Annotated in this window: 12 protein-coding genes, 3 tRNA genes and 1 riboswitch; of the genes, 11 read left to right on the top strand and 4 right to left on the bottom strand. The window is 58.6% G+C overall.

The features are described 5' to 3' along the window. Positions 1-61: 61 nt before the first annotated feature. From astB to astE, 3 genes are read left to right on the top strand one after another with little or no spacing between them, the layout of a single operon-like run. Positions 62-1,408: an N-succinylarginine dihydrolase gene (astB, locus tag BFQ00_RS26855; RefSeq protein WP_065884429.1), complete on the top strand. Its 1,347-nt coding sequence runs from the start codon at positions 62-64 to the stop codon at positions 1,406-1,408. A 26-nt stretch (positions 1,409-1,434) separates the two neighbouring features. Then, positions 1,435-1,722 carry a topoisomerase II gene (locus tag BFQ00_RS26860; protein ID WP_065884430.1) on the top strand — a complete coding sequence of 96 codons (288 nt, stop codon included), beginning with the start codon at positions 1,435-1,437 and terminating at the stop codon, positions 1,720-1,722. Positions 1,723-1,733: 11 nt separating this feature from the next. Beyond that, entirely contained in the window at positions 1,734-2,738 is a 1,005-nt protein-coding gene (astE, locus tag BFQ00_RS26865; protein ID WP_065935240.1) for a succinylglutamate desuccinylase, read from the top strand. Between the two features lie 131 nt (positions 2,739-2,869). Here the strand turns inward: astE and BFQ00_RS26870 are convergent, their stop codons facing one another. After that, entirely contained in the window at positions 2,870-3,379 is a 510-nt protein-coding gene (locus BFQ00_RS26870) for a 6,7-dimethyl-8-ribityllumazine synthase (protein WP_057723717.1), read from the bottom strand. A gap of 97 nt (positions 3,380-3,476) precedes the next feature. After that, a riboswitch (FMN riboswitch) is annotated at positions 3,477-3,646 on the bottom strand. A 190-nt stretch (positions 3,647-3,836) separates the two neighbouring features. On the opposite strand from BFQ00_RS26870, the gene ltaE reads away from it, so the two are divergent. From ltaE to mgtE, 8 genes are all read left to right on the top strand, one after another. Further along, entirely contained in the window at positions 3,837-4,841 is a 1,005-nt protein-coding gene (gene ltaE / locus BFQ00_RS26875) for a low-specificity L-threonine aldolase (protein ID WP_065935241.1), read from the top strand. 146 nt (positions 4,842-4,987) lie between these two features. After that, the gene (gene alaS, locus BFQ00_RS26880) at positions 4,988-7,606 is read left to right on the top strand and encodes an alanine--tRNA ligase (RefSeq protein WP_065935242.1); all 2,619 of its coding nucleotides are present in this window, start codon (positions 4,988-4,990) and stop codon (positions 7,604-7,606) included. A gap of 97 nt (positions 7,607-7,703) precedes the next feature. Then, positions 7,704-8,945 carry an aspartate kinase gene (locus tag BFQ00_RS26885; protein WP_065884434.1) on the top strand — a complete coding sequence of 414 codons (1,242 nt, stop codon included), beginning with the start codon at positions 7,704-7,706 and terminating at the stop codon, positions 8,943-8,945. Positions 8,946-9,119: 174 nt separating this feature from the next. Next, entirely contained in the window at positions 9,120-9,308 is a 189-nt protein-coding gene (gene csrA / locus BFQ00_RS26890; protein ID WP_003175645.1) for a carbon storage regulator CsrA, read from the top strand. A gap of 62 nt (positions 9,309-9,370) precedes the next feature. Beyond that, positions 9,371-9,461: transfer RNA gene (locus BFQ00_RS26895), tRNA-Ser, on the top strand. Between the two features lie 108 nt (positions 9,462-9,569). Next, positions 9,570-9,646 (top strand) — tRNA-Arg (locus tag BFQ00_RS26900). 73 nt (positions 9,647-9,719) lie between these two features. Then, a tRNA-Arg gene (locus tag BFQ00_RS26905) sits at positions 9,720-9,796 on the top strand. A 348-nt stretch (positions 9,797-10,144) separates the two neighbouring features. Continuing rightward, the gene (gene mgtE, locus BFQ00_RS26910) at positions 10,145-11,587 is read left to right on the top strand and encodes a magnesium transporter (RefSeq protein ID WP_057723713.1); all 1,443 of its coding nucleotides are present in this window, start codon (positions 10,145-10,147) and stop codon (positions 11,585-11,587) included. A 96-nt stretch (positions 11,588-11,683) separates the two neighbouring features. Here the strand turns inward: mgtE and BFQ00_RS26915 are convergent, their stop codons facing one another. The 3 genes from BFQ00_RS26915 to BFQ00_RS26925 all read right to left on the bottom strand — a co-directional run bounded on the left by BFQ00_RS26915 (position 11,684) and on the right by BFQ00_RS26925 (position 12,821). Continuing rightward, positions 11,684-12,010 (bottom strand): Arc family DNA-binding protein, encoded by a 327-nt coding sequence (locus BFQ00_RS26915; protein WP_065884435.1) that lies wholly within the window; start codon positions 12,008-12,010, stop codon positions 11,684-11,686. A 392-nt stretch (positions 12,011-12,402) separates the two neighbouring features. Next, positions 12,403-12,582, bottom strand: coding sequence for a PA3371 family protein (locus BFQ00_RS26920; protein ID WP_065884436.1), 180 nt, complete (start codon positions 12,580-12,582; stop codon positions 12,403-12,405). Between the two features lie 11 nt (positions 12,583-12,593). Beyond that, positions 12,594-12,821 (bottom strand): hypothetical protein, encoded by a 228-nt coding sequence (locus tag BFQ00_RS26925; protein WP_065884437.1) that lies wholly within the window; start codon positions 12,819-12,821, stop codon positions 12,594-12,596. Positions 12,822-12,943 lie beyond the last annotated feature (122 nt).

Raw genomic sequence — 12,943 nt, forward strand, 5'->3', positions numbered from 1 at the left:
CACTGAATCTGTGGTGTGTTGAAGATTGCCTATAAGAACAGATGTTCGTGGAGCCTCGCCGATGAAATCCTGTGAAGTCAATTTTGACGGTCTAGTGGGGCCGACCCATAACTACGGCGGCTTGTCCTTCGGCAACGTCGCGTCCCAGAGCAACAGCCAGCAGCATTCCAACCCCAGGGAAGCGGCGTTGCAGGGGCTGCAAAAAATGAAAGCGCTGATGGACATGGGCTTTGTGCAAGGCGTACTCGCGCCCCAGGAGCGCCCGGATGTGGCCGCTCTGCGCAACCTCGGTTTCAGCGGCACCGACGCTCAGGTCATCGAGCAAGCGGCCAGGCAGGCCATGCCTTTGTTGGTGGCGAGTTGCTCGGCGTCGAGCATGTGGGTGGCCAACGCCGCCACCGTCAGCCCCAGTGCCGACACGGCGGATGGCCGCGTGCATTTCACCGCTGCCAACCTCAACTGCAAATACCACCGCAGCATCGAACACCCGACCACCAGCCGCGTGCTGGGGGCGATGTTCGCCGACCAGAAGCACTTCGCCCATCACGCGGCACTGCCGGCGGTGGCGCAGTTTGGCGATGAGGGCGCAGCCAATCACACGCGCTTTTGCCGTGAGTATGGTGAGGCCGGCGTCGAGTTCTTCGTGTTTGGCCGCAGTGCGTTCGACGCTCGTTACCCGGCCCCGCAAAAATATCCGGCGCGCCAGACCCTCGAGGCGTCCCAGGCGGTTGCGCGTCTGCACGGCCTGAAGGATGACGGCGTGGTCTACGCCCAGCAGAACCCGGCGGTGATCGATGCCGGTGTGTTCCACAACGACGTGATCGCGGTCGGCAACGGCGAGGTGCTGTTCTACCACGAGGACGCGTTCCTCAACACCGAACAGATGCTCGCCGAACTGCAGGGCAAGTTGGGCAAGCGGGGCGGCAACTTCCAGTCTGTGTGTGTGCCGCGTTCCCAGGTCAGCGTCGAGGATGCGGTGCGCTCCTACTTGTTCAACAGCCAGCTGCTGACACGTCCCGATGGCGCGATGCTGCTGATCGTGCCGGAAGAATGCCGCGCCAACCCGCGCGTCTGGGAATACTTGCAACACCTCACGGCCAGCGGCGGCTTGATCCGCGAAGTGAAGGTGTTCGACCTCAAGCAAAGCATGCAGAACGGCGGCGGCCCGGCGTGCCTGCGTTTGCGTGTGGCGTTGAACGAAACCGAACTGGCGGCGGTGAATCCAGGCGTTATCATGACCGCGCCGCTGTACGACACCCTGACCCAATGGGTCAACAGGCACTACCGCGACAGCCTGCGCGAAACCGACCTGGCTGACCCGCAACTGCTGCTTGAGTGCCGGACGGCACTGGATGAACTGACGCAAATCCTTAAACTGGGCTCGGTTTATCCTTTTCAGATCAATTAACGCCCTACGGCTGAGATATTTTATTTATGACCGACACCCTGAAGCTGATCCTTGAAGACACCGACGGCACCCAGCTGGAAACCTCCTGCACCCGCGTTGCCGTGGTCTGGCAGGGCAAGGAGATCTGGATCCAGCATGACGGCCGTGGCCAACTGCTGATCGGCGTGGATGTGGAAGAGGGCGACGCCGAGTACGCCAACCTGCTGATGCGCCCGCTGGCGACCAACCTGATGAGCCTGGAACTGGAAATGGAACCGGCCGACGTCGAAGGTGATGACGACGACCACGTCCACGGCCCAGGCTGCAACCACTAAGGAAGCTGCTTATGCTCGCCCTCGGCAAACTGCTTGAACTGACCCTCGCCGGTCGCGAACCGGCGCAAAAAATTCAACTGACTGTCGACGGCGTGCAGATGCGCTGGCTCAGTGAGGGCGCGCTTGAAGTGCGCCCGCCCGAGGCCCGGGACAATGGCGGCGACCTGCTGCTGTCGTCCGGCATCCATGGCAACGAAACCGCGCCGATCGAACTGCTCGACCGCCTGTTGCATGGCATCGCCCGTGGGGAGATCAAGCCCCGCACCCGTATTCTGTTCCTGTTCGGCAACCCCGAGGCCATGCGTCGCGGCGAGCGTTACCTTGAACTGGACATCAACCGGCTGTTCAACGGCCGGCATGAAAGCAACATTGGTCCCGAAGCCATGCGCGCCGCCGAACTTGAACAGTTGGCCCGCAGCTTTTTCAGCCAGCCGGGCCGTTCGCGCCTGCATTACGACCTGCATACCGCGATTCGTGGCTCGAAGATCGAGCAGTTCGCGCTGTATCCGTGGAAAGAAGGGCGCCAGCATTCGCGCCGTGAGCTGGAGCGCCTTCGCGCCGCCGGCATGGAGGCAGTGCTGCTGCAGAACAAAGCCTCTATCACCTTCACGGCGTTCACCTACGAACGACTCGAGGCCGAGGCCTTCACCCTGGAGCTGGGCAAGGCCCGTCCTTTCGGCCAGAACCAGAGCGTGGACGTGTCCAGGCTGGAGACGCGCCTCAAGCACATCATCGAAGGCACCGAGCCTGAGACAGGCGGCCTCGACGGCTTGAAGCTGTTCGCCGTTGCACGGGAAATCATCAAGCACAGCGACGCGTTCCTGCTGCATTTGCCGGCGGATGTGGAAAACTTTTCGGAATTGGAAAAGGGTTATCTGCTGGCCGAAGATGTGGCCCAGACCCGCTGGGTGATCGAGGAGGAGGGTGCACGCATCATCTTCCCCAACCCGAAGGTGAAGAATGGTTTGCGCGCGGGAATTCTCATCGTGCCCACCACAGAAGCTGGCCTTGCATAGATCTCAGGCCTGACTGACTTCAAATGTGGGAGGGGGCTTGCCCCCGATAGCGGTGTTTGAGCTACAGATGAGCTGACTGACACACCGCCATCGGGGGCAAGCCCCCTCCCACACTCGTTTTGCGGTGTTGCTTAGACCGCTACAGCACGCGGCTCGCTACGACGGATCGCCCGCACCTTGTGCAGGGTGTCGGCACACGTCCGCGCAGCTTCCTGGCCCTTGTGCACGAAATGCTCGTAGAAGAACGTGGTGTGCTCGCTGCCCCCGTGGAAATGGTGGGGAGTCAGGGATACCGAAAATACCGGCACTTCGGTTTCCAACTGCACCTGCATCAGGCCGCTGACCACCGATTGGGCGACGAATTCGTGACGATAAATGCCGCCATCCACCACCAGCGCGGCGGCGACGATACCGGCGTAACGGCCGGTCTTGGCCAGCAGCTTGGCGTGCAGGGGCATTTCAAAGGCGCCGCCGACTTCGAAGAAATCGATGTCCGATTCCTGGTAGCCCTGGGCGATCATTTCGGCGAGGAAGCCTTTGCGCGACTGGTCGACAATATCCTTGTGCCAGCAGGCCTGGATAAACGCGACACGCTCGCCGTGATGGTTTTTGCTTTTGCTGTCGATTGCGGTGGGTTGCATGTTCTGACTCCTGTTTAAGAAAAAAACAGGGCGTTATGAATCGAATGGGATTTAAGGGTACGCGTGCGCGAACAGGCGCGCGGCCCCTAGGTGCCAATCCCGTTCTCTCTTCATCCGGACTATGACCGTCGGCCCCGGGATCACACCGGGTCTGCTGACCTTGTCGCCGTCCTGCCGGAGCAGTTCGAGGCGCCAAGCGCTCGCGGGCTATGCGCATTGCGCGCAATTACCGCCGGTGGGGAATTGCACCCCGCCCTGAGAACGTTGCCGCCAGAACCCTGGCGGCGCAGAGTTTTTAACATGGTTTTTCAAAAACTGCACGGTTGCCGTATCGATAAGCTATATCGGTTTGTTTGGTGGGTATTCGATTGAGTGCAGCGGGGACTTGATATTGCGTGGCTTTGCCCGCAGTAATCACTCACAAAAGGACTTATCCATTCCGTTAGAGGCCCCCTTCATGACCGTGATCGACCTGCGCAGCGACACCGTGACCCAACCCACCCCCGGTATGCTCGATGCGATGGCCAACGCCGTCAGCGGTGATGACGTCTACGGCGAAGACCCCAGCGTCAACCAACTGGAGGCTGAGCTGGCCAGGCGCCTGGGGTTCGACGCTGCGCTGTTCGTGCCCACCGGCACCATGAGCAACCTGCTGGCGTTGATGGCCCATTGTGAGCGCGGCGAGGAATATATCGTCGGGCAACAGGCCCATACCTACAAATACGAAGGCGGCGGGGCGGCCGTGCTCGGTTCGATCCAGCCGCAGCCGCTGGAAGTGCAGGCTGACGGGTCCCTCGACCTGAATCACGTGCTCGACGCGATCAAGCCCGACGACTTCCACTTCGCCCGTACGCGCTTGCTGGCGTTGGAAAACACCATGCAGGGCAAGGTGCTGCCGCTGGAATATCTGGCCCGGGCGCGTGCCTTTACCCGTGAACACGGGCTGGCTTTGCACTTGGATGGCGCGCGGCTTTACAACGCAGCGGTCAAATTGGGCGTGGAGGCACGAGAGATTGCCCGGCATTTCGATTCGGTGTCGGTGTGTCTTTCCAAGGGGCTCGGCGCACCTGTCGGCTCGGTGTTGTGCGGTTCCACAGCGCTGATCGCCAAGGCGCGGCGCCTGCGCAAGATGGTCGGCGGCGGCATGCGTCAGGCCGGTTCCCTGGCGGCGGCGGGCCTGTATGCCCTGGATCACCAGGTGCAGCGCTTGGCCGATGACCACGCCAATGCGCAGTGGCTGGGGGATGCGTTGCGCCAGGCCGGTTATACGGTCGAGCCGGTACAGACCAACATGGTCTATGTGCACATGGGCGATCGGGCGCAGGCCCTGAAAGGCTTTGCCGGCGAGCGCGGGATCAAGTTGAGCGCCGCGCCGCGTCTGCGCATGGTCACGCATCTGGATGTCAGTCGGGCGCAGATCGAGCAAGTCGTGCAGACATTCGTCGCATTTTCGCGGAAATGACAGTGCAGGCCGTCTAATTGACTGTTTCTATCACATAAACACGCTGTACCACCGGCAAAGGGCCGATATAATGCGGCCCTTTGCCGTCGCTTCGTCTGATGATGTTGCGCACTGGCCTTTGGCCGCAGCCTCCGTGGAAGAACCTAATGAAAAGCGCAGAAATCCGTGAAGCCTTCCTTCGCTTCTTCGAAGAGCAAGGCCACACCCGTGTAGCCTCAAGCTCCTTGATCCCAGGCAATGACCCAACCCTGCTGTTCACTAACGCGGGGATGAACCAGTTCAAGGACTGCTTCCTGGGCCAGGAAAAGCGCGCCTACACCCGCGCCACCAGCAGTCAGAAGTGCGTACGCGCCGGCGGCAAGAACAGCGACCTGGAAAACGTCGGTTACACCGCGCGCCACCACACCTTCTTCGAAATGCTGGGCAACTTCAGCTTTGGCGATTATTTCAAGAAAGACGCGATCACCTTCGCCTGGACCTTCCTGACCGGCGTGCTGAAGCTGCCCAAGGAAAAGCTCTGGGTCACCGTCTACGCGACGGATGACGAAGCGTATGACATCTGGACCCAACAAATCGGTGTGCCCGCCGAACGCATGATCCGCATCGGTGACAACAAGGGCGCGCCTTACGCGTCCGATAACTTCTGGACCATGGGCGATACCGGCCCGTGCGGCCCCTGCACCGAGATTTTCTACGATCACGGCGCCGACATCTGGGGTGGCCCGCCGGGTTCGCCGGAGGAAGATGGCGACCGCTATATCGAAATCTGGAACAACGTGTTCATGCAGTTCAACCGCACCGCCGATGGCGTGTTGCATCCGTTGCCGGCACCGTCGGTGGACACCGGCATGGGGCTGGAGCGCATCAGTGCGGTCATGCAGCACGTTCATTCCAACTATGAAATCGACCTGTTTACCAACCTGTTGAGTGCCTCGGCTGCGGCCATTGGCTGCGCCAATGAGAGCCAGTCTTCGCTCAAGGTGGTCTCGGACCACATCCGTTCCTGCGGTTTCCTGATTGCCGATGGCGTGCTGCCGTCCAACGAAGGCCGTGGCTATGTGCTGCGCCGCATTATCCGTCGCGCCTGCCGTCACGGTAACAAACTGGGTGCGACCGGCAGCTTCTTCTACAAGATCGTGGCTGCGCTGGTGGCCGAGATGGGCGACGCTTTCCCGGAACTCAAGCAGCAACAAGCCAACATCGAGCGGGTGCTCAAGGCTGAAGAAGAGCAGTTCTCCAAGACCCTGGAGCACGGCCTGAAAATCCTCGAGCAGGACCTGGCTGAGCTCAAGGGTACGGTGGTGCCGGGCGACGTGGTGTTCAAGCTTTACGACACCTACGGTTTCCCGATGGACCTGACCGCCGACATCGCCCGCGAACGCGAGCTGACCGTCGATGAGGCAGGTTTTGAACGCGAGATGGAGGCCCAGCGTGTGCGCGCGCGTTCTGCCAGTTCGTTTGGCCTGGACTACAACACCTTGGTCAAGGTTGATGTACCCACCGAGTTCATCGGCTACAAGGCCACCGCCGGCTCCGCCAAAATCGTTGCCATTTATAAAGACGGCAAGTCAGTCGATGTGCTGAATGAGGGCGATGAAGCGGTTGTGGTCCTGGACCAGACGCCGTTCTACGCTGAGTCGGGTGGTCAGATCGGTGACTGTGGTTTCCTGGGTTCGACGTCCGGTCGTTTCGAGGTGCGCGACACCACCAAGACCGGTGGTGCGTTCCTGCACCATGGTGTGTTGGTGCTGGGCAACCTGGTCGTGGGTGCGCCGGTCGATACTCAGGTCGATGCCGATGTACGGCATGCAACCGCGCTGAACCATTCGGCCACTCACTTGCTGCACGCTGCGTTGCGCCAGGTGCTCGGTGAGCATGTCCAGCAGAAGGGTTCGTTGGTCGATAGCCAGCGCCTGCGTTTCGATTTCAGCCATTTCGAAGCGATCAAGCCTGAGCAGATCAAGGCGCTGGAAGATATCGTCAACGCGGAAATTCGCAGTAACAGCCCGGTTGAAACCGAGGAAACGGATATCGAGACCGCCAGGAACAAAGGCGCCATGGCGCTGTTCGGCGAGAAATACGGCGACCAAGTGCGCGTACTGAGCATGGGCGGCAGTTTCTCGGTGGAACTGTGTGGCGGTATCCACGCCAATCGCACCGGTGACATCGGCCTGTTGAAAATTATCAGCGAAGGCGGTGTGGCCTCGGGTGTGCGCCGTATCGAGGCGGTGACCGGTGCTGCGGCGCTGGCCTACCTCAATGCCGCCGAAGAACAACTCAAGGAAGCGGCCGGCCTGGTCAAGGGCAGCCGCGACAATCTGATCGACAAGCTGTCCGCCGTGCTTGAGCGCAACCGTGCGCTGGAGAAACAGCTGGAGCAGTTGCAGGCCAAGGCAGCCAGTGCCGCGGGCGACGATCTGTCGGCCTCGGCGGTTGACGTCAAGGACGTAAAAGTCCTGGCGGCGCGCCTGGACGGTCAGGACGGCAAGGCGTTGCTGGCCCTGGTCGATCAGTTGAAGAACAAGCTCGGCCGCGCAGTGATCCTGCTCGGCAGTGTCCATGAGGATAAGGTCGTTCTGGTTGCCGGTGTAACCAAGGACCTGACTGGCCAACTCAAAGCCGGTGATTTGATGAAGCAAGCTGCTGCGGCAGTGGGCGGCAAGGGCGGTGGTCGTCCGGACATGGCGCAAGGCGGTGGTGTGGATGCCGGCGCCCTGGACGCGGCCCTGGCCTTGGCCGTGCCGTTTGTCGAGGCAGGTATTTAAGGCGCCGTTAATGAGCCCATGGTTTAGTCGTGGGCTCGCTCGGTTGCTGGAAGATTCGTTTATTGGGCGCCCCTTTACGGGCTGAGGCGGCTTAGAAATGGCTTTGATCGTACAGAAATTCGGAGGCACCTCGGTCGGTTCTGTCGAAAGAATCGAGCAGGTCGCCGACAAGGTTAAGAAGTTCCGTGATGCCGGCGACGACCTGGTGGTGGTGCTGTCGGCCATGAGCGGCGAGACCAATCGCCTGATCGACCTGGCCAAGGCCATCAGCGGTGATCAACAGCCGCTGCCGCGTGAGCTGGATGTCATTGTGTCCACCGGTGAGCAGGTGACTATTGCGTTGCTGGCCATGGCGTTGAACAAACGCGGTGTGCCGGCGGTGTCCTACACTGGTAGCCAGGTGCGCATTCTTACCGACAGCGCGCATACCAAGGCGCGCATCCTGCAGATCGACGATCAGAAGATTCGTGCCGATCTGAAGGCTGGACGCGTGGTGGTTGTAGCCGGTTTCCAGGGGGTGGACGAGCAGGGCAATATCACCACCCTCGGGCGTGGCGGTTCGGATACCACGGGCGTGGCGCTGGCAGCGGCTCTCAAGGCTGACGAATGCCAGATCTATACCGATGTGGATGGCGTCTACACCACCGATCCGCGCGTTGTGTCCGTGGCCCAGCGCCTGGACAAGATCACCTTTGAAGAGATGCTGGAAATGGCCAGCCTCGGTTCCAAGGTGTTGCAGATCCGTGCGGTGGAGTTCGCCGGCAAGTACAACGTTCCGCTGCGCGTACTGCACAGCTTCAAGGAGGGTCCGGGCACCCTCATTACTATTGATGAAGAGGAATCCATGGAACAGCCGATCATTTCCGGCATCGCTTTCAACCGCGACGAAGCCAAGCTGACGATCCGTGGCGTGCCAGACACTCCAGGTGTGGCCTTCAAGATCCTCGGCCCCATCAGCGGTGCGAATATCGAAGTCGACATGATCGTGCAGAACGTTTCGCACGATAACACCACCGATTTCACCTTCACCGTGCACCGCAACGAGTACGATGCGGCCGAGCGTATCCTGCAGAACACGGCGGAGGAGATCGGCGCCCGTGAAGTGATCGGTGATACCAGGATCGCCAAGGTATCGATCGTGGGCGTGGGCATGCGCTCCCACGCCGGTGTTGCCAGCCGCATGTTCGAGGCGCTGGCCAAGGAAAGCATCAACATCCAGATGATCTCCACATCGGAGATCAAAGTCTCGGTGGTGATCGAGGAGAAGTACCTGGAGCTGGCTGTGCGCGCGCTGCATACCGCTTTTGAGCTGGACGCTCCGGCCCGACAGGGCGAGTGATGCGATGCCAGAAAGGCGCGGCTTACCGCGCCTTTCATTTTTTTGTTGAGCGCATGTTCTTTTGCGTGGGCTCGACAATACTTAGGCGGTAGGGCTATGGCCTTCTGGTTGTAGGTCCAATGCCTTTTTTTTGCAGACTGTTGTTCCTGAAATGAATTGCGTGAGGTGAAAGGTATGTTGATTCTGACTCGTCGTTGCGCAGAAAGCCTGATTATCGGTGATGGCGAAATCACCGTGACCGTGCTCGGCGTCAAAGGCAATCAAGTGCGTATCGGGGTTAACGCTCCGAAAGAGGTAGCGGTCCATCGCGAGGAAATCTACCTGCGGATCAAGAAAGAGAAGGACGAAGAACCAAGCCTTTAATTTTTATCGTTTTTTATGTTTGCAAACGGGGAGGAACGTGGTTAATATACGCCCCGTGTTGCGGAGAGCTGGCCGAGTGGCCGAAGGCGCTCCCCTGCTAAGGGAGTACACCTCAAAAGGGTGTCGGGGGTTCGAATCCCCCGTTCTCCGCCATTATTTGCTTAGTACGTTGCAATCTGGTTTTTTCGGTAAGTTGTTGAAAATACTCGAAAAAATAGCTTTACATAGAGATTGAACGGCCTATAATGCGCGGCAACAAATGCACTCGTAGCTCAGCTGGATAGAGTACTCGGCTACGAACCGAGCGGTCACAGGTTCGAATCCTGTCGAGTGCACCATTTAAGAGTTGGTTGCAGTGATGCAACTAACTTTGCTTCAACCAGTTGTGATCTGGTCTAAAAAGCACAATCTGCACTCGTAGCTCAGCTGGATAGAGTACTCGGCTACGAACCGAGCGGTCACAGGTTCGAATCCTGTCGAGTGCACCATACAAACAAAAAGCCCGCCTAGTGCGGGCTTTTTGCCGTCTGGGGTTTGTGTAGGTTTTATCCTGGCGTAGGCCTTTTTCGATTTTCCGTGTGTTTTCCCTTCCGGCTGTGTCGTCGCAGTTCATGGATGCAGCCAATACTCAACTTTGGCTTGCAAGCGCTTGTTCTTTCCAGTTTTTTGACGTTAAAAGCGGTTGGTCGGTGTATCATGCGCCGGTCAGCCCCGCCGGGGCTTATGGACTGCCTCCATGGACTTACCCAGTAGTTACTCAGTACCCCGCTTTACCAATCATGAATTGACTGATTGATCCTTCCGGCGCGCTCCGCTGCTGGGAGTGGAGTTCGCCTATGACCGAAGTAGAAGTAAAGAAAACACAAGAAAGCCTGCAGGATCGTCTGGCTCAAGTTATCGAGCTGCTGCAGCGCCAGCGCGTGGTCGAAGACCTCACGCACCGCCAGGAAGGTCCGCACCATGACCGCGTCGAAAACCTGGTTCACCGGCAAAATCTTGTCGAGTTGCAACGTAAGCTGGATGACCTGCACTCCGCCGACGTCGCTTACATCCTCGAAGCCTTGCCGTTGGATGATCGGCTGACGCTCTGGCAGCTGGTCAAGGCTGATCGCGACGGCGACATTCTCCTCGAAGTATCCGATTCGGTTCGCGAAACCCTGATTGCCGACATGGACGATCATGAGCTCCTGGCCGCGGCCAAGGAGATGGACGCGGACGAACTGGCCGACCTGGCGCCTGAATTGCCGCGTGATGTCGTTCATGAGCTGATGGAGGCATTGGATACTCAGCAGCGTGAGCGTGTGCGTTCGGCACTGTCTTATGATGAAGACCAGGTCGGCGCGCTGATGGACTTCGAGATGGTCACCATCCGCGAGGATGTCAGCCTGGAAGTGGTGTTGCGCTACCTGCGTCGTCTCAAAGAGCTGCCTGGCCACACCGACAAACTGTTTGTGGTCGACTACGAAGGCATCCTCAAGGGCGTATTGCCCATCAAGCGCCTGCTGGTAAATGATCCGGAGAAGAGGGTTGCTGACCTGATGGCCAGCGATACCGTGAGCTTTCATCCGGATGAAGATGCCTACGACGCGGCGCAGGCGTTTGAGCGTTACGACTTGATCTCGGCCCCGGTGGTCGACAAGAACGGCAAGCTGATCGGCCGTCTGACAATCGATGAAATCGTCGACTTGATTCGTGAAGAGAGTGAAACCGAAGTCCTCAACATGGCAGGTTTGCGTGAAGAGGAAGACATTTTTGCGTCAGTCTGGCGTTCGTTGCATAACCGCTGGGCCTGGCTGGCCGTCAATTTGATTACCGCGTTTATCGCGTCCCGCGTGATCGGGCTGTTTGAAGGCTCCATCGAAAAGTTGGTGGCCCTGGCAGCATTGATGCCGATAGTGGCTGGTATCGGCGGCAATTCCGGTAACCAGACTATCACCATGATCGTACGTGCCATGGCCTTGGATCAGGTCAGTACCGCTAATTCTTCGCGTCTGTTGCGCAAGGAATTGGCGGTGGGCCTTATCAATGGCCTGGTATGGGGCGGAGTGATAGGAGTGGTGGCTTACTTGCTATATGGCAGTTGGTCGCTGGGCGTAGTGATGACCGCCGCCATGACCCTCAATTTACTGTTGGCTGCCTTTATGGGGGTTCTGATCCCCATGACCTTGGCGCGTCTGGGGCGCGACCCTGCCATGGGGGCCAGCGTGATGATTACGGCCATGACCGACAGTGGGGGCTTTTTCATCTTCCTGGGCTTGGCCACCATCTTCCTGCTCTGACCTTCCCTTCGAGGGCAATTCTGCCCTCGCTTCCCTTGCTCAAATCCCACGCAAAAAAAAGCCAGCATATAGCTGGCTTCGGCTTTCAAGTGTAAATCAATTGGCTTCTGCGGCCGCCTCTACGTCGTGCGCGATCAGCGAAACGAGAGCATTTTGCTGACGGTGGGAAAGCTGACGAAAACGCTGCAGCAGTTCGCGTTCGTGCAGTGACAGCTCCGGACTATCCAGGCGCATGCTTAGCTCTTCACCCAAGGCACCTTCCTGAATAAGGCTCTGTTCCAGGCGAGCGATGATTTCCGAGTTCATGCTGCGATGATGATTGCGGGCCACATCGGCAATGCGTTCCCGCATTCCGTCTGGCAGACGTACGACGAACTTGTCAGCCGTACGGCTGGAATAAATTGCCTGTTTCAATGGGCGCATATATTTAACCGGTTAGTTCAGGGGAGCGGTTTCTGGAATTGGCCGCAAGGATGTGTGTTAAGACAAGGCTCACGACCAAAGTTCAACCCGAATTGCAAAGAGGCCGCATCATGCCTCAGATTTGACATTTCCTTGGCGTCAATTCTGTGACAAATATTGAACCGCCTACAGGCTTTATGCCAGCACTGATTTGCATTTTTGCGGACTGGTTGGAAAAGTTTTTGCTCGGATCGGACATTCCTGATCTTCACGCAAACCTGTCCTGCATCGGGTTGAAGAGCTTGTGCCGGAAGCAATATGGCCTTTTGCCCTCATCTATAAGGGTAGTGGCAGTATGCTCTTTTACTAGCGCGGGGCGACGTAAGGTAGGGAAGGGCTTGAGGCGGGGAGGGCTAGCGTAGCACGGGGTCGAATTTGATACGACGACCAATGGCGAGCGACACGATCAGCAGGCAGCCGAACACAGCGCTGGCGATAAATGCGAGGGTCGCGCTTTCTCGCATATCGTTACTCAAACCCAGTAGAGCGGTGAGAAGCGTCAGGCAAAGAAATAACCATGCGGATTTGGACATGAGTAGCGCTCTCAAAATACCCAGTGTTCGGATGCTGGGGCGTCTTGCGTGCCTTGGGCCAAGCGAATGGGCGATTGGGCGTTGGCAGTCATCACCGCCAACTGCGGACGTTGCTGCAGATGGTGGGGGACGGGTTGATTGATCTGAGCGGTGTCTTGTAAATCGGCAGGCTGGAAGTGAAAGGTTGCCAGCGCGGCCAGTGCCAATGCGTTGAGGCCGAGCAAAAGGGCGCTGTTCATGATTTCTTCTCCGTATGCCTGTATCAAATCGGGTTAGTAGAAGAACTATTGCAGCTCTCGTGCCAACCTATTAGTTCAATATAAACAACGGCTTGCGGGTAAACCAGGGTCGTGGTGCATTG

The organism is Pseudomonas sp. 28 E 9 (assembly GCF_900004785.1).
Lineage (GTDB): Bacteria > Pseudomonadota > Gammaproteobacteria > Pseudomonadales > Pseudomonadaceae > Aquipseudomonas > Aquipseudomonas orientalis_A.

Bases quoted from the DNA above. Each gene is read 5' to 3' on its own strand.
- astB (WP_065884429.1), top strand. From the start codon at position 62: ATGAAATCCTGTGAAGTCAATTTTGACGGTCTAGTGGGGCCGACCCAT.
- BFQ00_RS26860 (WP_065884430.1), top strand. From the start codon at position 1,435: ATGACCGACACCCTGAAGCTGATCCTTGAAGACACCGACGGCACCCAG.
- astE (WP_065935240.1), top strand. From the start codon at position 1,734: ATGCTCGCCCTCGGCAAACTGCTTGAACTGACCCTCGCCGGTCGCGAA.
- BFQ00_RS26870 (WP_057723717.1), bottom strand. From the start codon at position 3,379: ATGCAACCCACCGCAATCGACAGCAAAAGCAAAAACCATCACGGCGAG.
- ltaE (WP_065935241.1), top strand. From the start codon at position 3,837: ATGACCGTGATCGACCTGCGCAGCGACACCGTGACCCAACCCACCCCC.
- alaS (WP_065935242.1), top strand. From the start codon at position 4,988: ATGAAAAGCGCAGAAATCCGTGAAGCCTTCCTTCGCTTCTTCGAAGAG.
- BFQ00_RS26885 (WP_065884434.1), top strand. From the start codon at position 7,704: ATGGCTTTGATCGTACAGAAATTCGGAGGCACCTCGGTCGGTTCTGTC.
- csrA (WP_003175645.1), top strand. From the start codon at position 9,120: ATGTTGATTCTGACTCGTCGTTGCGCAGAAAGCCTGATTATCGGTGAT.
- mgtE (WP_057723713.1), top strand. From the start codon at position 10,145: ATGACCGAAGTAGAAGTAAAGAAAACACAAGAAAGCCTGCAGGATCGT.
- BFQ00_RS26915 (WP_065884435.1), bottom strand. From the start codon at position 12,010: ATGCGCCCATTGAAACAGGCAATTTATTCCAGCCGTACGGCTGACAAG.
- BFQ00_RS26920 (WP_065884436.1), bottom strand. From the start codon at position 12,582: ATGTCCAAATCCGCATGGTTATTTCTTTGCCTGACGCTTCTCACCGCT.
- BFQ00_RS26925 (WP_065884437.1), bottom strand. From the start codon at position 12,821: ATGAACAGCGCCCTTTTGCTCGGCCTCAACGCATTGGCACTGGCCGCG.